This is a genomic window from Vibrio nereis NBRC 15637, assembly GCF_001591105.1.
In the GTDB taxonomy this organism is placed as follows: Bacteria; Pseudomonadota; Gammaproteobacteria; order Enterobacterales; family Vibrionaceae; genus Vibrio; species Vibrio nereis.
On the sequence record NZ_BCUD01000004.1, the window covers coordinates 50,972 to 72,650 of the forward strand.

The 21,679-nt window shown below is 44.9% G+C and carries 18 protein-coding genes; 13 read left to right on the forward strand and 5 right to left on the reverse strand.

All coding sequences use genetic code 11. The features are described from left to right. Nucleotides 1-16: 16 nt before the first annotated feature. A complete protein-coding gene (cuyA, locus tag VNE01S_RS05790) occupies nucleotides 17-1,027 on the reverse strand; it encodes a D-cysteate sulfo-lyase (protein WP_053394867.1) in 1,011 nt (336 codons plus the stop codon). A gap of 153 nt (nucleotides 1,028-1,180) precedes the next feature. Between cuyA and VNE01S_RS05795 the strand changes: the two genes are divergently transcribed. Next, complete coding sequence (locus tag VNE01S_RS05795) at nucleotides 1,181-2,110, forward strand: LysR family transcriptional regulator (protein ID WP_053394866.1); 930 nt, start codon at nucleotides 1,181-1,183, stop codon at nucleotides 2,108-2,110. Nucleotides 2,111-2,282: 172 nt separating this feature from the next. Here VNE01S_RS05795 and VNE01S_RS19265 read toward each other — a convergent pair whose 3' ends face one another. Then, complete coding sequence (locus VNE01S_RS19265) at nucleotides 2,283-2,432, reverse strand: hypothetical protein (protein WP_156309807.1); 150 nt, start codon at nucleotides 2,430-2,432, stop codon at nucleotides 2,283-2,285. An 80-nt stretch (nucleotides 2,433-2,512) separates the two neighbouring features. Here VNE01S_RS19265 and VNE01S_RS05800 point away from each other — a divergent pair, with 80 nt between their 5' ends. The 3 genes from VNE01S_RS05800 to VNE01S_RS05810 all read left to right on the forward strand — a co-directional run bounded on the left by VNE01S_RS05800 (nucleotide 2,513) and on the right by VNE01S_RS05810 (nucleotide 6,538). Next, a complete protein-coding gene (locus VNE01S_RS05800; RefSeq protein ID WP_053394865.1) occupies nucleotides 2,513-3,727 on the forward strand; it encodes a YbfB/YjiJ family MFS transporter in 1,215 nt (404 codons plus the stop codon). Nucleotides 3,728-3,730: 3 nt separating this feature from the next. Further along, nucleotides 3,731-4,399, forward strand: a complete 669-nt coding sequence (locus VNE01S_RS05805) for a glutathione S-transferase family protein (protein WP_053394864.1) — start codon at nucleotides 3,731-3,733, stop codon at nucleotides 4,397-4,399. 138 nt (nucleotides 4,400-4,537) lie between these two features. Next, nucleotides 4,538-6,538: a HAMP domain-containing methyl-accepting chemotaxis protein gene (locus VNE01S_RS05810; protein WP_053394863.1), complete on the forward strand. Its 2,001-nt coding sequence runs from the start codon at nucleotides 4,538-4,540 to the stop codon at nucleotides 6,536-6,538. Nucleotides 6,539-6,615: 77 nt separating this feature from the next. Here the strand turns inward: VNE01S_RS05810 and VNE01S_RS05815 are convergent, their stop codons facing one another. Beyond that, entirely contained in the window at nucleotides 6,616-7,335 is a 720-nt protein-coding gene (locus VNE01S_RS05815) for a TetR/AcrR family transcriptional regulator (RefSeq protein ID WP_053394862.1), read from the reverse strand. A gap of 187 nt (nucleotides 7,336-7,522) precedes the next feature. Here VNE01S_RS05815 and VNE01S_RS05820 point away from each other — a divergent pair, with 187 nt between their 5' ends. The 9 genes from VNE01S_RS05820 (at nucleotide 7,523) to VNE01S_RS05860 (ending at nucleotide 19,657) form a co-directional block, all read left to right on the forward strand. After that, nucleotides 7,523-8,602: an efflux RND transporter periplasmic adaptor subunit gene (locus VNE01S_RS05820; protein WP_053394861.1), complete on the forward strand. Its 1,080-nt coding sequence runs from the start codon at nucleotides 7,523-7,525 to the stop codon at nucleotides 8,600-8,602. Next, a complete protein-coding gene (locus tag VNE01S_RS05825; protein WP_053394860.1) occupies nucleotides 8,603-9,658 on the forward strand; it encodes an efflux RND transporter periplasmic adaptor subunit in 1,056 nt (351 codons plus the stop codon). Continuing rightward, nucleotides 9,655-12,720: an efflux RND transporter permease subunit gene (locus VNE01S_RS05830; protein ID WP_053394859.1), complete on the forward strand. Its 3,066-nt coding sequence runs from the start codon at nucleotides 9,655-9,657 to the stop codon at nucleotides 12,718-12,720. The genes VNE01S_RS05825 and VNE01S_RS05830 overlap by 4 nt, the downstream gene beginning before the upstream one ends. Before the next feature lie 650 nt (nucleotides 12,721-13,370). Beyond that, complete coding sequence (locus tag VNE01S_RS05835; protein ID WP_053394858.1) at nucleotides 13,371-14,111, forward strand: SDR family oxidoreductase; 741 nt, start codon at nucleotides 13,371-13,373, stop codon at nucleotides 14,109-14,111. Between the two features lie 11 nt (nucleotides 14,112-14,122). After that, nucleotides 14,123-15,331, forward strand: coding sequence for an acetyl-CoA C-acetyltransferase (locus tag VNE01S_RS05840; RefSeq protein ID WP_053394857.1), 1,209 nt, complete (start codon nucleotides 14,123-14,125; stop codon nucleotides 15,329-15,331). A gap of 60 nt (nucleotides 15,332-15,391) precedes the next feature. Next, complete coding sequence (locus tag VNE01S_RS05845) at nucleotides 15,392-15,739, forward strand: phasin family protein (RefSeq protein ID WP_053394856.1); 348 nt, start codon at nucleotides 15,392-15,394, stop codon at nucleotides 15,737-15,739. Nucleotides 15,740-15,794: 55 nt separating this feature from the next. Beyond that, complete coding sequence (gene phaC / locus VNE01S_RS05850; protein ID WP_053394855.1) at nucleotides 15,795-17,600, forward strand: class I poly(R)-hydroxyalkanoic acid synthase; 1,806 nt, start codon at nucleotides 15,795-15,797, stop codon at nucleotides 17,598-17,600. A 198-nt stretch (nucleotides 17,601-17,798) separates the two neighbouring features. Beyond that, the gene (locus VNE01S_RS05855) at nucleotides 17,799-18,491 is read left to right on the forward strand and encodes an aspartate/glutamate racemase family protein (RefSeq protein WP_053394854.1); all 693 of its coding nucleotides are present in this window, start codon (nucleotides 17,799-17,801) and stop codon (nucleotides 18,489-18,491) included. Then, entirely contained in the window at nucleotides 18,488-19,657 is a 1,170-nt protein-coding gene (locus VNE01S_RS05860) for an MFS transporter (protein WP_053394853.1), read from the forward strand. Before VNE01S_RS05855 ends, VNE01S_RS05860 begins: the two co-directional genes overlap by 4 nt. Before the next feature lie 81 nt (nucleotides 19,658-19,738). Here the strand turns inward: VNE01S_RS05860 and fdhD are convergent, their stop codons facing one another. Continuing rightward, nucleotides 19,739-20,569: a formate dehydrogenase accessory sulfurtransferase FdhD gene (gene fdhD / locus VNE01S_RS05865; protein ID WP_053394852.1), complete on the reverse strand. Its 831-nt coding sequence runs from the start codon at nucleotides 20,567-20,569 to the stop codon at nucleotides 19,739-19,741. Between the two features lie 49 nt (nucleotides 20,570-20,618). After that, complete coding sequence (locus tag VNE01S_RS05870; protein WP_053394851.1) at nucleotides 20,619-21,503, reverse strand: LysR family global transcriptional regulator AcsS; 885 nt, start codon at nucleotides 21,501-21,503, stop codon at nucleotides 20,619-20,621. Nucleotides 21,504-21,679: the final 176 nt, after the last annotated feature.

A 21,679-nucleotide genomic window follows, 5' to 3' on the forward strand; every position in this document is an offset into this window, starting at 1 on the left:
TCTCTTACCTCAGCGCTTATTCGTAGTTCGCAAAATCGAAGCTGTCGCGGTAGCCAAAGAGTGCTTGCGCGCCGCCAGTGTGAACAAATACGATGTTTTCGCCTTTCTTGAAATGCCCATTGCGAATCAGATCAATCAAGCCTGCTGCGCCTTTGCCTGAATAAACAGGATCTAGCAGGATGCCTTCGTAAGTAGAGAACATATTGATGGCTTCAATGGTTGAAGGAGCAGGAATGCCGTAACCCTCGCCAACGTAATCACAGTTTGCGACGACATCTTCACGTGATACCGCGTCCTTAGCGCCTAGGTGCTCTGCTGTACGTTGCGCAAGTTTGAATACGTTGCCTTCTTGAGTTGGCTTGTCGACACGAACGCCGACACCCAATACTGGGATTTGGCTGTTAGTCATGGCGAAACCAGTCACTAGACCAGCCTGAGTACCCGCACTGCCTGTTGCATGCACAACGTGGTCGATTTTTAGCTGTTGGTCATTGCTTTGTTTTAGGATTTCTAGTGCGCAGTTAACATAGCCAAGTGCGCCGATATGGTTAGAGCCACCGCCAGGGATAATGTATGGATTTTTACCTTCGGCGCGGAGTGTTGCCGCAACATCTTCCATTGCTGCATTCATATCAGTACCGCCAGGGTATTTCGATAATTTTGCATTGAACAACTGGTCCAGCATGACATTGCCGTTGAATTTGTAGTCAGGGTCGTCGCTACCTGTGCGGTCTTCTAGCAAGATGTAGCAGTTCATATTCAATTTGGCTGCGATAGCTGCGGTCTGACGAGCGTGATTCGACTGAGTTGCACCTTGAGTAATAATTGTGTCGGCACCGTTTTCAACCGCATCTGCCATTAAGAACTCAAGCTTACGAGTTTTGTTGCCACCACCAGCCAGACCAGTGCAATCATCTCGTTTGATCCAGATGTTCGGACCGCCCAGTGCCTTGCTTAGGTTTTCCATTAGCTCAAGTGGTGTATCTAAATGAGCAAAGTTCAAACGTGGATAACGTGCTAAATGCATTTTGTGTCTCCTGTTAATGTAAGTGATATGTTTAACACCCAATTACATTAGCGTTCGACATCGCTCGAAAGATAATGCTTTTTTTTAACACCCTTGTTAGTATTTTTTTAATCAGTTGTAAAAATCGAAGGGCGGGGAGCCCAAGGAAAGCAGATGGATTTAAAGTGGATAGAGGATTTTCTGTACCTATCTCAATATGGCAGTTTTGCGAAAGCAGCCAAGGCGAGAAATGTTACTCAGCCTGCATTTGGTAGAAGAATCAAACTATTAGAGGAGTGGCTTGGCGCTGATTTAGTGAACAGAAACACGTATCCGGCAACGTTCACTAAAGCCGGCTTTCGATTTTTAAAACACGCTAACGAGTTGAAGCAACAGATCGAGTTCGCCAGGCTAGAAACGGTCAAGCAAGTTAACAATAATGAAACAACGATCACATTCCATACTCAACACTCGTTATCTGAATACGTTGTGAATCGAATGATTAACAACAATGCCGATGCGTTTAAAACGGCAACGGTGTGTGTTTGCCCAAAGAATCTGCATGACTCTGTCCAATCGTTTATCGATAACCGTTCTGACTTCTTAATTGGTTTGTCGTTTAAAGGCACTCGGCTTTATATCCCAAATCCCGAAGTTGAAACCGTCACTATTGGTACAGACTGCTTGATCCCTGTCGTGGCAACCAAAGAAGATGGTTCACCCCTTTTTAAAGATGCCAAAAACGCGACAGTGCCTTTGTTGAATTATCCATCCAGTACCTTCTTTGCACAGGTGCTGGAAAAGCATGGTTCACTTGGTCAGAGCAAGTGTAACTTCAAAATTGTCTATGAAAACGCGGTAACACATTCGCTCAAATCTATGGCGCTCTCTGGCCATGGCGTGGTGTGGTTGCCTGCGGGTTTTGTTCAAGAAGAATTGGAAGAACAACGATTGACTCGATTTTCGGATTCCATCGCTGCAATACCGGCCAAAATCAAATTGTATCGTTTCTCGACAGAAGAAATGACACCCGCAATGTCAACGCTCTGGCAGCATTTCTCGGAGCAGAATATGGAAATTAACGACGAAGTTCATTGCGTTTAACGTCCGGAAAAGTACTTTGGAACAAAGAAATCAGGCACTGGTGAAAACAGTGCCTGTGTTTTTGTGCTGTTAGATTTCAATTTAGTTCTGCTCGCACAGCGCCCGTGAAAGCGTAAATTGCTGCATCGAAGCTGGAACTACTGGTGCAAGTGTGATCTCGCGAGTTGGTCATCTACGCGTTTCCACCGATGTATAAATCAGCAGAAATTAGGGGATTCATATCGCTCCACTCCTTAAGATGCCAGTTGGTTTTATCTTTGTATTCATCACAATTGAATACCGCCATTTTGTGTTTGTTCTTCCCAAACAGGTGTTCAGACATATAAAGACCAAAGTGCAAGTGTCATTAGTTGCGTATCGTGGCATGCTAGTAGCACACACTTTTTGCTATAAGAGAGCGACATGGATACCCACCAAACTTTTAGCCGGTATAGCCTTGCTGGCCTTGGTGCGACGCTGATCGGAAATGGTATTGGCCGCTTTGCTTATATCGCACTGATGCCGGCACTGATTCAAGCTGGTTGGTTTACGGAAAGCCAGGCTTCGTACCTTGGGGCTGCTACCTTAATTGGTTATATCTTTGGGGTGCCTGCGATTAGCGTACTGACTCGCTACTTTGCTGCTGGTTTTTTGATAAGAGCCGCGATGCTTGTGAGCGGCATGAGCTATATCGGGTGTGCATCAGAAACGGCGCCTTTAGCGTGGTTTTACTTACTGAGGACGCTGGCAGGTGTGGCAGGTGCGATATTAATTATATTGGCGCCACCGATGATGATTCGACTTCATCGCGCAGAGATCAAAGCGAAAGTCAGTGGTGTTATCTTCTCTGGTATTGGTGTCGGTGCGTTGCTATCTGGAACGCTTGTACCTGTTCTGATCTATTTTAATCTCGCTTCAGCTTGGTTCGGGATGGGGGCCATCACACTGGTCACTACAGTATTAACTTGGAATGTTTGGAAAGAAAACGACAAACAGCAAAGCTATGGTGTTGTTGCGGGGTCATTTCACAACTTATCAAAAATGCAGCGAATGACATTCGCACTCATTCTATTGGCATACAGCTTAGACGCTGTAGGTTATCTCCCGCACACAATGTTCTGGGTTGATTACGTGGTCAGAGAGTTAGACATGCCATTCTCAGCGGGTGGATTATTGTGGGCATCATTCGGTCTAGGTGCCATGCTTGGGCCGATTTTAGCCGGCACAATGGGGGATCGTTTTGGCGTTAGGCGTTCATTGGTTGTCTCGTATCTTCTCAAAGGTTTTGGCGTGGCCTTGCCTTTGCTAAGTCATCATCCGTTGTCTTTGTTTCTTTCTGCACTGCTGGTCGGCATTTTTACCCCTGGCACCGTGTCGTTGGTGTCTATATATACTTTAGAGTCTGTCGATTACGAGTTACACACTAAAGCTTGGGGGGCGGCAACAATGGCATTTGCACTTGCGCAGGGGGTTATCGGTTATGGGATGGCACATTTCGCGCCAATACTCGGTTCGTACCTGCCACTGTTTGCTCTCAGTGCCTGTGCGCTGGTGGTTTCTGCAAGCTTAATTGCGATTTCAAAGCAACCTACCAGCGACTACAGCGAAGGTAGAACCGCTATTCAGACAAAGGATTGATCAATGAAACTATATCTCAATGATACTTCACCATTCTCACGTGCTGTGTTGGCCATTTTGGGCCTGATTCAGCCATCCGCTCTTGAGTTGGAGTGGGTCGACCCTTGGCAATCGCCTAACAACCTAAAGAAGGTGAATCCGTTTTGCACGATCCCGGTTTTGGAACTGGATGACGGTACGGCGTTGATGGAAAGCCTGAGCATCTGCCAATACTTATGTGGGGCCTATCAGGTGGACAACCTAAAGGCATTGAACTTGTCTTCACCAAGTGAAATGCGTGTTCTGGGCCTGGCAAAAACACTGATGGAGCTCTCTTTTCGAACGGCGGTGTTACCGCGCTTTACTGAAGTAGAGAATGAGCTAATTAGCAGGGGCTCGAAAGCCATTGAACGCTGTTTAGCTCAGATAGAAGAAGAGCCAGCACTTTTACTTGGACTCGACCCAGTTCATGACAGCAGAGCCCCTTGCAACCTTGCGACATTATATTTGCACGTGGCATTAGATTATGTGGCGTTTCGCCATAACGCTACATTCAGTGCCCATGCGGGGCCAAACATACGTGCTTTTTTGGCCAACTCCCCGTTTGCATCCCTTTTACAAGCGATCACTCCTGAGCAATTAGCTTTAAAGCCCAAGTTTTCAGATCTGATCTTGTCCCTAGAAGCGGCTTAATGGTCTAGGGCACGTACATCTCTGTGCCCTGGGCGATCCTATGACCGATATCCTAAGTACTCATTTATTAATAACTCTTGTTTAATATTTGTAATCAAGTTGTTATATTCAATGCGAAGTAAACTTGGGAGTATTAGGATGAAACTCACGATATCAGGGAAGTTACAGCTCAGTTTTCTGTCACTTGCAGTACTTTTTATCGTAGCAGGGCTATTTATTTATCGCAGCTTAGATACGGTGGAGCAGCATACGACCTCTTTGTTGGAATCTGATTTGCCGACCGTGGACAATGGGCGCTCGATTCAGCAGTCGTTGCAAGCTTCAGTGTCTACTCTGCGCGCATACATGTTACTGGGTGGTGATGAACAGCTAGGGAAAACTCAGTTAGATAGGCTAAATACTATTGTTTTAGAAACAGATGAGTCTTTACCCAAGTTGGAAGGGTTATTAAAAGACGCAACATATCAGCCAATCGAATCAGGCTGGCAGCATGTAAAAACTTTGATTGCCGATATTTCTAAACTCAGCCATTCTGATGAAAATATGCCTGCCCATGCGCTGTTCATTAACGAAGCCGCGCCCATCGCTGAGGTCGCGCTCGACCAACTACAAGGTTTAATTGATGACGAAGCGGGCAACAAAGAAGGCGACGAGCGAAAGCGCTTGTTTCGTCTCTATGCCGACAGCTATACATCACTAGCCAACGCGCTGTCTTCAATGAGGGACTTTTTGCAATATGGTAAGCAAGAGCACCTAGACAAGTATCGTGACTTTCTTCGTTCACACGCCAAATTCGTTGCAGAAATTGAGTCAAAAACTTACTTGATGTCTGACAGCAATATTGGCCTGTGGGATTTGTTTAAAGAGATGCAGCAACTGTATTTTCCATTAGCTCAGCAGATCATAGAGCTGCGCACGACACCAGGTTGGAATATCGCTAACCAGAAAATGGCTCAAGAGCTGATACCAGCACTTAACGCGTTAGATACAAAGCTGGAAACCTTGATCGCCGCGCAGCAAAAGCAAGCGGATGATAGTGGCGCTGGGATTTTTAGCTCAGTTAAATCAGTGGTTTCTTTATTGGTTGCATCAGTGCTGGTTGTGCTAATTGTATCTATCTCGGTGGCGACGTATATGGGGAGAAACCTAGGCCGCAGAGTGACGACAGTGTCTAAACGTGCTCAGCAAATTGCAGCAGGTGATATTTCTCAAAACGAGTTGGTTGTGCAAGGCAATGATGAGCTCACCAGCTTGACTCATTCGATCAATCAAATGAATGGTGCGCTGGCAAACATAGTGAGCGGCGTAACTGAAAAAGCACAAGCGGTAACAGACAGTATGACGGCATTAGAGCAGTCCAGCGCTAAGACCGCAAAGCAAGTGGATGATCAGAAAGCAACCATTGCATTGGTGAGTGAACAGGTGTCAGAGGTGAGCTGCTCTGCGGAAGAAACCGCGCAACAAGCGAAACTATCGGTGAGCAATGTGACCGAATCGAAACAGCAAATTGAAGCGGGTAGTCGCGCGTTAGAGCAGAACCGTCAGACGGTCGCATCCATTCACCAAACCATAGAAATGGCCAATCAACAGGTGTTGGCACTGAGTAAAGAAAGCGAAGCCATAGGCAGAGTCACAGAAGTGATCGAAGGCTTAGCAGAGCAGACGAATTTACTCGCGCTTAATGCTGCTATAGAAGCTGCGAGGGCCGGAGAGTATGGGCGCGGTTTTGCTGTGGTTGCCGATGAGGTAAGAATGCTCGCAACTCGAACCACGGAATCAACGTCAGAAATTAACGCGATCATTCATGCTATTCAATCTTCCACTGTCTCTGTTGCCTGCGAAATTGAAAAGAGCAAAAACCTCGCAGAAGAAGGGGCAACGCATACAGAGCAAGCATCTGGGACTTTGAGTGTAACGGCTGAACAAATAGAGTTACTGGATAGCCAAATGCATGAGTTACTGAGCTCCGCGCAGCAACAATCGAGCGCGACACAGCAAATCCATACCTTGATGTCACAAGTTCATGAGTCGATAGAAGGCGTGGCTGAAATGTCGAATGCCTCAGCGCTGGTTTCTGAGCAGGTCAATCGACAAGTGAGTGAACTGAATCAGGAAATGGGGCAGTTTAAAGTTCAATAGTCTGATATTAAAAAGCGTGCTTGGTTTAACCTGAATGGGTTAATCAGCACGCTTTTCTCATTGATTGGATCACGGGTTTAAGATTCGCAATCGGAATGGCAAGGAATGGTGTAAACCAGGTCCGCCACTTTTTCTGGCTTTAAGACTTCAGACTCTGGAATGCTAAATCGGCACGCCATCATGGTGTTATACAGTTGCCAATGGTTGAGCAGGCATTGTTGATAATCGTCGGTTTCCTCTGACCAGGTTTCCATCATGAAAGGGGTAAGACTTGCCGCCCCGTGAGCAAACATGATCATCTGCCACTTGATCTCCCATACGTTGATCGGCGTATCTGGATGATCGTTGTTATATTCGTCGGAAATGCGGTTAACAATCGCCTCAATTTCTCCAGCACTATCAATAAAGTAGTCAAACAGCGCGTCTTCCTGACGAACTGCATCCGCGATCAACTGTATTGGTTGTTTAAACGTCAGCATATGGGCCAAAAGGCGAACAGAAAAAGTATATAACTTAATGCTTGGCGTTGTGTTGTTTGGCATATTCTCAATGATAGTACGCAAATATCTTTCCATATATTTGTGTAACCCATCACTGATCGCATGCCATATCTTTTCTTTGCTGCCGAAATGGTGACGTATCAAACTATGGGACACGCCGACTTTCTCACTGATGTTACGTAGAGAGACTCGTTCATACCCAAGCTCGCAAAATAGCTCGGTCGCGACCCTTAAAATTTCACATTTTGTTTGCTCAGCGCTTTGTGCACTTCGGCGGCCTTGTTTTCTTTCTGACATTTTACTTATCAATTATTCACGACGCGGTATTTCTACCAGATATAAACCAAGTTTTCACCTTTAACGTCGCTTATGAGGCGATCTATGTCAAATATTTTACTGCACAAATGGAAAATAAATATTGATCTCGCTTATCTAATAAATATACTGCACAGGTGTAAAGCATATTAAATCAAGAGCCTTGTGTATGAAAATGAACAAACTAAGAACACGGCAACCCGCATATCTATTAGCAATTGCAGTGCTAACAGGTGCATTAGTGGGGTGTGATAAAGCAAACTCAGAAATTGTCGAGTCACAGGTGATCACACCTGTAAAATTGATGGAAGTAATTGATTCAGATAGAGAAAGCTCTCAGTCATTCATTGCGGAAATAGATGCGACAGAACGAGCGACTCTCTCATTTCAGGTGAGTGGTCAGGTTGAAGCTATCAAAGTCAAAATGGGGCAGATGGTAAAGCAAGGCGATTTACTTGCACTACTTGACGCTACCGATTATCAAATTGCAGTTAATGCACGCCAAGCCGAATACGATTTGGCCAAAACCGCATTTGAACGCGCAGAGGCACTGTTTCGAAAAAAGTTGGTTAGCGCAGATATGTACGATCAGCACGAGACCAATTTGAAAGCTGCAAAAGCGGCATTAGACCAAGCTATTACTGATCTTGAGTACACAAAGATTGAAGCTCCATTTGATGGTGTTGTCTCAATTGTCTTCAGTAAAAATAACCAAGTTGTGGGCGCGAGCGAACCTGTCCTTAACCTTATTGATAACAACACCTTGGACGTTGTTTTTACTGTGCCCGTGACTTACATCGAACAAAATGGTCTAGAAAGCATTGCAAATTCTCAATTGCTCGTGGAAATGGACAGCCATACTGGTCTGGCGATTCCTGCCGAATTCAAAGAGATATCTACCCAACCAGAGAGTGATACCAACAGTTACACCGCAAGTGCCACTATTCAACGTCCACAGGGCATTAATCTGTTGCCTGGGATGACAGGGTTAGCCAACCTTCAACACAGCGAAAGGAAGCCAGGGTTCACCATATCGAGATCGGCTTGGGTATCTAAACAAGATACCACGGGCGAGTTGTACCGATTTGATGATGAAAAACAAACGATCACCAAGGTTCAAGTGAATTTGGATGAGAGCGGTCGTGTGATTTCTGGAATAGAAGCGGGTGATCTGATCGTGCAAGCGGGAGTGGATAGTTTGGTTTCTGGCCAGCAAGTGAAGGCTTGGGTGAAAGAGGGAGGCATTTAAATGCGATTGATTAAGTATTCGGTTATCGCGATGGCTGTTCTCTCTCTTGCTGCGTGTAAACCGGAAGTAGAGCATAGACCTGTCAATGACTTGGTTGTCGATACATTGAGTGTCGGCGCGCCGGTCGAGAGTCAATATCGCAACTTTAATGGGCTAGTGGTTCCAGCAGAGCTGACACCGTTGGCGTTTCGAGTCGATGGAGAGCTGGCTGCAGTCTTTGTGCGTGAAGGCGATAACGTTCGTAAAGGGCAAGTGGTTGCTTTGCTTAAAGATGCCAAACAAAAGCAGAACCTTGATGACGCTCAGGCAAAATATGAGTTAGCTCTGAAGCAGTTCAAACGAGGGGAAGGGCTGCTCCGCAACAAGATGATTTCATCGGCAGAGCTTGATCAGTTAAGAGCGAGCTATAAGTTGGCACAAGCAAACCTAGAAGCTGCCCATGCCCGTGAGTCGTACACAAGGTTAACCGCGCCTTTTGATGGCGTTGTTTCCGATGTGGCCAAAGATAAATACGAAAGTGTCGCGCCCGGAGAGGTGGTGATGTCGGTTTATATGGATAGCCAAGTGTACGTAAAAATCAATATCTCCGATTCTGTTTTAGCCATGCTGAATCCGAAAATTCGCTCAGACCGATACCAGCCTCAAGTGCGTTTTTCAGGCCATGAGACGGGTTACACAATGGCGTATTTAGAGCACACCACGGAGCTTCATCCACAAAGTCAAAGTTACGAATTTTGGCTCTCAATGCCTCAGGTCACCCCGGCGATCTTGCCCGGTACAAGTGCTAAAGTCGCGGTTGATCTTGTACAAGCTGGCTTAAATACAGTTCAAGGTTATCAACTACCAATGACCGCCATAGATGCAGGTACCAACCGCAACAGCTTTTTTGTGTGGAAGCTGCAACAAGGAGAAGCGCACCGCTATCCCGTCACAGTAGAACAAATCAACGGCCAAGGTGCACTGATATCTAAGGGGATTCACCAAGGCGATGTCGTGATCAACTCAAACTTACGCAAGCTACGTGATGGCATGGAAGTCAAAGGAGCTGAGCTGTGAATATTGCAGAGTACTCAATTAAAAACAAAGTGATCAGCTGGTTATTCTTGGTCATATTGGCAGTGGGCGGCTACACCTCTTTTATGGAATTAGGGAGGTTAGAAGATCCAGCATTTACCATCAAAGATGCCATGATCATCTCTAACTACCCAGGAGCCAATTCTCAGGAAGTTGAAGAAGAGCTTACTTATCCATTAGAAAAAGAGATCCGTAAACTCCCTTATATCGACCGCATTACATCGACATCATCGGACGGTATGTCACAGATAATGGTCAGCATGGAGATGGAATACGGGCCAGAAGAACTGCCACAAATTTGGGATGAAATGCGACGAAAGATCGCCGATCTCAAGCCAAATTTACCATCTGGCGTCAGTTCTATTCAGATCATCGACGACTTCGGTGACGTATACGGCATTATGTTAATGCTGACAGGGGATGACTACGACTATGTAGAGCTTAAGCGCTATGCGGACTATCTAAGCCGTGAATTAGAGCTGGTGGACGGCGTCGGAAAGGTGGCCATTGCGGGCGATCAGCAAGAGCAGCTCTTTGTCGAAGTATCACTGGAGCGACTTGCATCATTAAACCTAGATATGAATACCGTGGTTGGTTTGCTTAACCAGCAAAATAGCGTGCAATCAGCAGGTAAAGTGATGGTCAATGGCCAGTCACTGATTATCCGACCTAATGGGACGATGAGCTCTGAGCAAGAACTGGAAGAGCTGATCATTCACGGCCGCGATACGGGTAACTTGATTCGTTTAAAAGATGTTGCAACGATCAGCCGCGGTATTCAGGAAAAGCCAACCAATGTTATTACCTTTAATGGCAAGCCAGCGATTAATCTTGCTATCTCATTTGGTTCGGGGGTCAACGTTGTTGAAGTGGGTAAAGCACTTCAGGCGGAACTCAACGCGTTAGAAAGCATTAAGCCTGCTGGGGTTAATATTGATTACTTCTACAACCAAGCCGCTGAGGTCGATAACTCGGTCAATGACTTTATCGTCAGCCTAGGTCAAGCGGTTGGTATTGTAATTGTTGTCCTGCTGTTCGCCATGGGGCTACGCAGCGGCATTATTATTGGTTCTGTCCTGCTTCTTACGGTTTTCGGTACTTTCATTTTAATGAATCAAAATGATGTCGAACTGCATCGTATCTCATTAGGGGCTTTGATCATTGCACTGGGTATGTTGGTCGATAACGCCATTGTCGTCGTTGAGGGTATCTTGGTCGGCCTGAAAAAAGGCAAATCCAAGCTGCAAGCCTCCATTGATATTGTCAAACAGACACAATGGCCATTGTTAGGCGCCACCATTATTGCAATTACTGCCTTTGCACCTATCGGTCTTTCAGAAGATGCGACGGGTGAGTTTATGGGCTCTTTATTCTGGGTATTGTGCTACTCACTATTTTTAAGCTGGATTACCGCGTTGACCTTAACACCATTCCTCGCAGAAATGATGTTCAGTGAAGAAGACAAAGCCAGCGACAACGATGCCGATGTAGATCCGTACAAAGGCGTGTTGTTTACCGTTTTTGGCACGATCTTAAAGGTAGCTCTGCGTTTTCGTTGGTTAACCTTGGTTAGCATGGGGGCACTTTTAGTGGTTTCTGTTTTCGGTTTTGGGATGGTGAAGCAGTCCTTTTTCCCACCATCCAATACGCCGATGTTTTACGTTGATATGTGGATGCCGCAAGGAACCGATATTCGTGAGACCATCAAAGAAACCAAAAAAGTGGAACGTTATATTCGTGAACAAGAGAATGTAGAGTTTGTTTCCACGTCGACAGGGCAAGGCCTACAGCGTTTCGCGTTAACGTATCAACCTGAAAAAAGTTATGAAGCGTATACGCAATTGCAGGTTAGAACCGTTGACCGCGATACGATGTTCGAATTGTTAGAACAGCTTGATAAAGAGCTGGCGGTTAAGTTCAACAAGCCAACGTTCCAGTTTAAATTAATGGAATTTGGCCCATCTCCGGCCTCAAAAATCGAAGCGCGTATTACAGGTCCAGACCCACAGACTTTAAGAAATATCGCCTTGCAAGTAGAAGATATTCTGCTTTCCGACCCAGGGGCGAGAAACGTTCGCCATGATTGGCGTGAACGAACCAAAGAGTTAGTACCGCAGTTCAATGAATCTAAGGCTCGACGCTTAGGCATTTCCAAAGAAGAGCTATCAGAAACCTTGCAGATGGCGTTTGGCGGAACACCAATCGGCTTGCTGAGAGATGGCACACACAGGCTACCTATTATCGCCCGCTTACCTGAGGAAGAGCGTGTTGATTTTGGTTCGATTGCCAACGTGAAAATTTGGAGCCCTTCACTGCAAACCTACATTCCGGTTGAACAGGTGATCGATGGTATCGAGCTTGATTGGCAAGAACCACTCATACAGAGAAGGGACAGAAAGCGAACACTCACTGTGCTGGCTGACCACGATGTATTGGGTGATGAAACCGCAGCGAGTTTGTTTGCGCGTATTCAACCTAAAGTCGAGGCGCTACCTTTACCTGAAAGCTATAGCATTAGTTGGGGTGGGGAGTATGAATCTTCGAAAGACGCTCAAGAAGCTTTGTTTGGATCGCTACCCATGGGCTACTTGATCATGTTTATTATCACTATGTTCTTGTTTAACTCGCTCAGAAAACCGTTAGTCATCTGGCTAACAGTGCCGCTATCTATCATCGGCGTTTCAATTGGGCTTTTAGCTACCAATATGCCGTTTAGCTTTACTGCATTTTTAGGGTTATTGAGCCTAAGTGGCATGATCTTGAAAAACGGGATTGTGCTGTTAGACCAAATCAATATTGAACTTTCGTCTGGTAAAGATAAGTACCAAGCCGTATTTGATAGTGCGATCTCACGTGTTCGCCCAGTAAGTATGGCTGCGCTGACCACTATTTTGGGGATGATCCCACTAGTATTTGATGCATTTTTTGGCTCAATGGCGATTACCATTATGGCAGGATTAGGTTTTGCTACCGTGCTTACCTTGATCGTTGTCCCAGTGTTATTCGCGATATTTTATCGAATCAAGCCTTCCACTGCCGGATAATTTTCATGGAATGAAAATGATTTGATATTTGCCAACCCCGATCTAATAAATCGGGGTTTTTTATTCATGGAAATAGATGATTGTGGCACATCAAATATTCTAATTTAGAACGTGATTTACCTTCTTATAATTAGACTTTAGTCGCTATATAACATATGGGTAATTATTGAAAATAATCATAGGATTAAAATTTTATGATTATTCTAAATATCAGTTTTATATAACTATAAATAGACAAAAGTATAACTGATAACACGTGTTCTGGACGGTGTTTATACAACTTACTGTGGCTTTTTATTTTTTGATGCAAAGTATTCAATTGTAATGAAATTATAGAAACAGGATGCAATATTGAATAGAAAACAATGACTTAGAATATTGTGATAAAGTTGGCATTTAATAAAAGTCATTTAAAAACAATGCCTTATGTAGTTTAACAACTATATAACATTTCATGCTTTATGAGACTTTGTTCAACTTTATGCACTAAAAGTCAAATAATATTTGAACTGTAACAAATTGAGTTTAGCTTTGATTAATAGAGCAAGGCGAAAAGCCGAATAAAGATTTAATTTATGTTGGCTGGTGATTTGGATGTACACCTATCGACATACAATGTTAATACTTGCTGTATAGAATGGAGTCTCTTGATGAAAAAGCTCGCTTTGATCACTGGATCAAAAGGCGGAATTGGTTCTGCAATTTCTTCTCAATTAGTGAACGACGGTTTCCGTGTAATTGCTACTTATTTCACTGGTAACTATGAATGTGCGTTGGAATGGTTTAACGAAAAAGGATTTACGGAAGACCAGGTACGTTTGTTCGAACTGGACGTGACAGACACTGAGCAATGTGCTGAGCGTTTAGAATCCCTACTTGAGGAAGAAGGAACCATTGATGTAGTTATAAATAACGCAGGGATTACCCGTGATGGACTGTTCAAGAAAATGTCGGGTAGCGCGTGGAAAGCAGTCATCGACACCAACCTAAATAGTGTTTTCAATGTGACTCAGCCTCTCTTTGCCGCTATGTGTGAAAAAGGTGGTGGTCGTGTTATCAACATCTCATCAGTCAATGGCGTAAAAGGTCAGTTTGGCCAAACCAACTACTCTGCAGCGAAAGCCGGTATGATTGGCTTCTCCAAAGCGCTAGCAGCAGAAGGTGCTCGTAGTGGCGTAACTGTTAACGTAGTCGCACCAGGCTATACAGGCACACCAATGGTTGAGCAAATGAAACCAGAAGTGCTTGACTCTATCAAAGCTCAAATCCCACTAAAACGTTTAGCAACGCCAGAAGAAATTGCTCAGTCAGTTTCTTATCTAGTGAGTGACGCCGGTGCTTACATCACTGGTGAAACTCTGAATATCAACGGCGGCTTATACATGCATTAAGGATTGAGATGATGGAAAAAGTATTTATTGTTGCAGCAAAACGTACTCCGATTGGCGCATTCGGCGGAACACTAAAAGGCATTTCTGCTGGTAACTTAGGCGCAGTTGCAATCAAAGCAGCACTTGAACAAAGCAAAGTAAAACCAGAGCTGATTGACGAAGTGATCGTTGGTAACGTGGTTGGCGCAGCTCAAGGAATGGGTATCGGCCGTCAAGCGTCTATCTACGCTGGGATTCCTGACAGTGTTCCTGCTTACACGCTGAACATGGTGTGTGGCAGTGGTATGAAAACAGTTATGGACGCGGTAAGCCACATTCGTTCCGGTGATGCCTCTGTTGTGGTAGCGGCAGGTGTGGAAGTGATGTCTCAGATTCCGTTCACCGTACCGAGTTCAGTTCGTGACGGTAACAAAATGGGCAACATGAGCCTGACAGACCTGCTGATCAACGACGGCCTGACAGACGTATTTAATCAATACCACATGGGTGTCACAGCAGAAAACGTTGCACGCGAAGTCGGCATTTCACGCGAACAGCAAGATGAATACGCGCTCTCTAGCCAAATGAAAGCGGTAGCGGCTATCGAAGCTGGAAAATTCAAAGATGAAATCGTTCCGGTTGAAGTAAAACAGCGTAGAGAAACGATCACATTTGATACGGATGAATATCCTAAGGCGAATGCTTCTCTGAGTGGTCTGCAAAAACTGCGCCCTGCGTTTGATCGCGAAGGTACAGTCACAGCGGGCAACGCATCAGGCATTAACGATGGCGCGAGCGCGATTATCGTGGCTAGCGAATCAGCAGTAGAACAATACGGCTTGGAGCCACTGGCTGAAATCGTTAGTTATGCCCAGTCTGGTCTTTCACCTGAAATCATGGGGCTTGGCCCAGTTGAAGCGGTGACACGCGCCTTAGACAAAGCAGAGTTAACCACTGGTGATATCGACGTCTACGAACTCAACGAAGCATTCGCAGCGCAAGCTTTGGGTGTTATTCATTCGTTGGCGGATGAACACAACGTACCTGTAGAGTCGATTCAAGATAAAGCGAACCTTAATGGTGGCGCAATTGCTTTAGGTCATCCGCTTGGTGCATCTGGTAACCGAATTCTTGTTTCACTTATTCACGAACTTAATCGTAGTAACGGTCAGTATGGTGTGGCTTCACTTTGTGTGGGTGGCGGCATGGGTACTGCGGTTGTTATTAAATCCATCGCCTAACCAATTGGGCTGGTAAATCGAATTGGCCATTTAAATGGAATTAACCTAGGAGTAATACCAATGTATACAGATTTTTTCAAAACGTTTTCTGATCAAACTGAAAAGACTATGGAACCGTACTTGAAGTTCAACAAGCTAGTGACTAAGAACGTAGAAGTTCTTACAGAGCTTCAATTGAATGCAATCCGCACATACAGTGAGATGGGTCTTACGCAAATGAAAGCAGCAAGCGAAATCAAAGATGTGACTTCGCTAACGGCATTCAACAGCCAGCAGCTTTCTGTTCTGACTAAGCTTTCTCAGCAAATGACAGACGATAGCAACAAGCTTCAGTCTATTGCTAAAGAGTTTAAAGAAGACGTAGAACAACTGACTTCGGAAAACCTGAAAACAGTGAACCCTGCTTAACACTGTTATTAATGCCGCCGAAAGGCGGCTTTTTTCCGATTTTAGGAGTAATGCTATGTATCAACACTTCTTTTCGGACTACCTTGTGAAGCTCCAAGAAACCAATCAACAGTGGTGGGAAGATTTTGAAACAAACAGGGCAGCCGTAAACTCACCTTTAAATAAGGCGATGCAAGAAGTCAATTTGGAAGATACTGCGAAACTGTTTGAAAGTGCAGCTAACCAACCTGCGGCTATGTTACAAATCCAAGCGGAGTGGTGGCAGAAGCAGCTTCAGATTTGGCAAAACGTTACATTGGCAGGTAATGCGGAAGGTATCGTAGAGCCTGAACGTGGTGATAAGCGCTTCTCAAATCAAGAGTGGCAGCAAGATGTCTTCTACAACTTCATCAAGCAATCCTATCTTTTATTCAGCCAAACGTATCTTCAAACAATCGATAGTATTGAAGGTTTGGACGAAAAAAGTAAGGAGCGCATCAGTTTCTTCTCTCGACAAGCAATTAACGCGCTTTCTCCAAGTAACTTCATTGCTACAAACCCAGAATTGTTAAAGTTAACGCTAGAGCAAAACGGGCAAAACCTGCTGGCAGGCATGGATCAACTGAGAGAAGACATCGAGTCGAGTGCGGATATTCTAAAAATCCGTATGACGAATAACAACGCTTTCCGCGTGGGTACTGATATTGCGAATACAGCGGGTGATGTGGTGTATCAGAACGAATTATTCGAACTGATTCAATATCGTCCGATGACTGAAAAAGTGAATGCAGTACCGTTGTTGATCGTTCCGCCATTCATCAATAAATACTATATCCTCGATCTTCGAGAAAAGAACTCGATGGTTCGTTGGTTACTTGAGCAAGGTCATTCGGTATTTATGATCTCGTGGCGTAACCCTGGCGTCGAACAAAGGAACGTTGAATTTGGTGATTACGTAACCGAAGGCGTTGCTAAAGCCGTATCAGCGATCGAATCGATCACTGGTCAAGAGCAGGTAAACGCCGCGGGTTATTGTATCGGTGGTACGGTTCTCGCGAGTACCATTGCTTACTATGCGGCTAAGCGTATGAAAAAGCGCATTAAGAGTGCGACTTTCTTCACTACCTTGTTGGATTTCTCTCAACCTGGCGAAGTCGGTGCGTACGTTAACGACACCATTATTGATGCGATTACGCTTCAAAATGATGCCAAAGGTTACATGGACGGCCGTTCCTTGAGTGTGACTTTCAGTCTATTACGAGAGAACAGCTTGTACTGGAACTACTACGTTGATAACTACCTGAAAGGTAACAGTCCAGTGGATTTCGATCTTCTGTACTGGAACAGCGATAGTACCAACGTATCGGCTGCGTGCCACAACTTCATGCTACGCGACTTATATCTCCAGAATAAGTTGATTGAAGATAAAGGCGTCAAAATTGGCGGCGTATGGATTGATTTGAACAAGATTAAAGTACCAAGCTACTTTGTCTCAACCAAAGAAGACCATATTGCGTTGTGGCAAGGCACTTACCGCGGTGCTTTGAAAGTGGGTGGTAATAAGACTTTCGTCCTTGGCGAGTCTGGTCATATTGCGGGTATCGTGAATCATCCGGCGAAAGGCAAATACGGTTACTGGGTTAACGAGTCATTAGACGATAACGCCGATGAGTGGCTAGCAAATGCGAAACATACCGAGGGCTCTTGGTGGACGCATTGGCACCAGTGGTTACTTGGTTTCAACCCAGCAGAACAGGTTGAACCGTTTAGTGTCGGTAATGAAGAGTTTCCAGTTATCTCTTCTGCGCCAGGCAGCTACGTAAAACAGGTGTTACCTGTTGAAGCTGAGCAGCCAGTGGAAGAAGAACCAGCACAAACTTAAGTTTCAGTTCCTTCCTCCCTAGAAAATATTGCCCCAGTATATCTGGGGCTTTTTTCTGTATATTGAAACCTATTTTCATCCGATGTCTAAAAAGCGTTTGAAACCTATGTACTTCCTCAATACTAAATGAGTTTCATTTGCAATTTTAAGTTTTATTTGATTAATTGATGAGCGGTGGACGATGGGTAAGGATACATGATGAAAACAATTGGTATTATCGGTGGTATGAGTTGGGAATCAACGGCGACATACTATCAAAAACTCAATCAGGCAGTTAAACAGCTAAAGGGTGGATTCCACTCCGCTAAAATCATTTTGAATAGCGTGGACTTTGCAGAAATAGAGGAGCTGCAAAGGCTTGGTAAGTGGACCGAAACGGCCATCATTTTGTGTGAGACGGCGAAATCGCTTGAAAGGGCTGGTGCTGATTTTGTGATTATTGCCACCAACACAATGCACACTGTGGCCGAGCAAGTTCAGGAAGCTATAAACATACCACTGATACACATTGCGGATGCAACTGGAGCAAAACTAGTAGAGCAAGGGATTACCAAAGTAGGCTTGCTTGGTACAGCATTTACAATGGAACAGGCTTTCTACAAGCAGCGATTAACGGACAAATTCGGCATTGAAGTGTTAGTACCCAATGAGGTACAACGCAAACTAGTGCATAGCGTTATTTACGACGAGTTGTGTTTAGGAAAAATCAATCAAAGCTCCAAACTCGATTACAAAGACATTATCGAAGATCTTGCGGCGAATGGCGCGCAAGGTGTGATTTTAGGATGCACCGAAATAGGATTACTAGTAAAACAAAATGAGACGGATGTACCACTGTTTGATACTAGCCAGTTGCATGTTGAAGCTGCGATTAGAGAGGCACTCGAATGAATAGAAATGTCTGGCTATTGTCGGTTTGCCAAGCTTTGTTAATGACGGGCAATATTCTTCTTATTTCCGTGATTGGCTTGGTAGGGCGAACTTTGGCTCCAAGTGAAAGCTTAATCACTTTACCGGTCGCGTTACAATTCTTGGGTTTGATGGCGGCGACTATTCCAGCGTCTCTGATTATGGGCAAATTTGGGCGAAGAAAAGGGTTTAGTATTGGCAATATTGTGGGGATTAGTGGCGCCAGTATTGCGACCTACGCGTTGGCAAACCAATCATTTTACCTGTTCTGTCTAGGTACATTATTGCTGGGCGTTGGGATAGGGTTTGGCACACTTTATCGTTTTGCTGCAATAGAGGTCTGTGATGCTCATGCTAGACACCAAGCCATTTCTATTTCGATGGCGGGAGGTGTGCTAGCCGCCATGATCGGGCCGAACTTAGCGGTTTATTCACAGCAGTGGTCCCAAGATGGGCTGTATGTCGGTGCCTTCATGGCGCTTATCGTACTAAACATTTGCGCACTTCTTTTGCTACAAACAATTCGCTTTCCTGAAGTCGTTCAACAACACGATGCCCCTAAAGCAGACTCGCTGCGTGAAATCATTTCTGCACCTAACTTTATGCTCGCTGTATTTGCGGCCATGGTCTCTTATGCGGTGATGAATATACTGATGACCGCGACACCGCTTGCAATGATAGGCTGTGGGTTTGATTTTGATAAAGCGGCGGGTGTGATTGAATGGCACGTATTAGGTATGTTCGTACCTGCTTTCTTTACGGGTAAGTTGATAGAGCGATTTGGCGCAAGACAAATGATCCTGTTAGGTGGCGTGCTGTTTGTACTCTCTGTGATGATAAATATCCACGGACAGTCGATTTGGCACTTTACCACAGCACTTATTTTATTGGGTGTGGGGTGGAACTTTATGTTTATCGCCGCAACAGGGTTATTCAGCCAGTCTTACGAAGCACACAATAAATCAAAAGCGCAGGCATTTAACGAATTCTTCGTCTTCAGTTGTGTGACGATTACTGCGCTGCTATCGGGCTGGTTAGAGTCAACAGTAGGGTGGGAAAAGATGAATATCTACGTTCTGCCATTTGTCATCGCTGTTATTGTTCTATTTGCAATGAACACCTATAAAGCGCAAAAAGTCCCAGCTTAATTGCCTCCCTAAACAAAAAGAGACTCGGATTGAGTCTCTTTTTTATCTTCCCTGCTTACTCGCGTTATCTGTAATCGCAGATTATGGTGCTGGACTATAAAGCCTAGGTGAGCCATGTTTAGGCAAATGGATAAGGTTTAGATGATTTCTTCTCGCCCATTCGACGGTCAGTGCTGTGGGGGCAGACAGACAAACCAATGTTGATATCCGCGCACGTACCGCTTTGTGAATTAGCTCTAAGCTGCAACGACTGGTCATAATTGCGAAGCCAGCTTTAGGGTCAATATGCTTGTTGGCTAAAGCACCAATCAGTTTGTCTAATGCGTTATGGCGGCCGATGTCTTCGCGGCAAGCAATAATATCGCCGCTTAAGTTTGCAAAAAGAGCAGCATGCAGAGCGCCAGATTCTCTTGCCGCTTCTTGGTGCAAAGCGACTTGTTCTCTCAGGCCCTTAAATACTTCAGAACGAGGCGGTACAGACGGTGTTAAAGGTTGTAGATCTGGTAGTGCTTGCTCTAACGCCTCAACGCCACAAATGCCACAACCTGTTGTACCAGCTAGGTTTCGCCTTTGTTTTTTTAGAGCCCAAAAAGCACGGTTGCTGATCTCAACGTCTGCATAATGCGATTCACCATCTCCACCGATATCAATATCTTTTATCTCTTTGAAATCAATCACAATGCCAGTACTTAAGCTGAAGCCTTTGACAAAGTCTTCTAAATGACCGGGAGTGATCATCATCACCGCTTGGCTGATACCGTTGTAACTAATGGCAAGCGCGGATTCACTCGCTAGAGGTGTTTGCTGAACGGGGCGACCATCCGCCAATTCTCGATAATTAAACGCATTAGGTTGGGGAGGTTGTTGATTGAAATCGAGCAGTTCAACATAGGGTTGAGTAGTACATCTCATGAAGTCACCTCATAAGCCGTTAATATTGATATTCTTGGCGTGCGTTTCGTTATTGATTAAATATGACTTTTGCTTCGGAAAAGCATTGATCCGTTAGTGCTGAGAAAGGCTCTTGCTTACGTTTCAATAAACCTAGCGGAGCGTGCACGACCGCTTCTTCAATCGGAACAATTCGTAACGTGTCGTTTAATTCTTCCAGCCCACAGTTGAGTGGCATAATCGCACAGCAAAGACCACTGGTGACTGCTTGAATAAGATGGAACGTAGAATTACTTTCGATCACGGTTTGCGGGACAAGCCCTTTACTAACAAAACTGAGATCAATCGAGTGGCGGTAATGCATTCCTTTTGAGAGCAAACCCAGTGGAATAGTGTTCAGTGATTCCCAACGAACTTCAGACTCGGCAAAGTCAAAGTGACGTTCATCAAACAGCACGCCAAGTTTGGTTGAATTGAGCTCAATGACATCAAAATAAGCCGTATTAACTTGGTCAACGTAGCACATGCCCAAATCGAGTTGGTTGCGATTGAGCTGGTCTATGATCTGTTCTGTTGTCATCGACAGTATTTGAAAGCGCAACTCAGGAAACTGCTTGGCAAGCGGCTTTAACAGTTGCATAGGGTTCTGGCTGGCTAATGGCACCATACCGAGCCTTAAAGAGCCAACCAATTGGCCTCTGCAGTTGGCTGCTTCAGCTTGTAATCCGTCATGCGCTGCCAATACAGTCTTTGCCCAAGCTAAGATTCTTTCACCGGCTTCGGTAAAGCCTTCAAACCTTTGACTGCGCGATATGAGCTCAAGGTCCAGCTCTTCCTCAAGGCTTCGGATTCTCATTGATAACGTTGGTTGAGTGATATGACACAACGCAGCAGCTTGACCAAAGTGTTTGGTCTGTTCGAGCGCGATGAGGTACTTGAGCTGTTTGATATCCATAAGGGGTGGTTTACCTTGTTTTACATGCCCAGCGTGGTTGGCTTCATGAAGTTGAGCTGTACACGCCGTGTTTTAAGTGCTTTTGTCTCTGAACTGATAACTGGCAGCCTAAAACCTGAGTTAAGGCAAAAAACAACACTTAAAATTGATCTGCATCAAGGCTATTCCTGATGTTG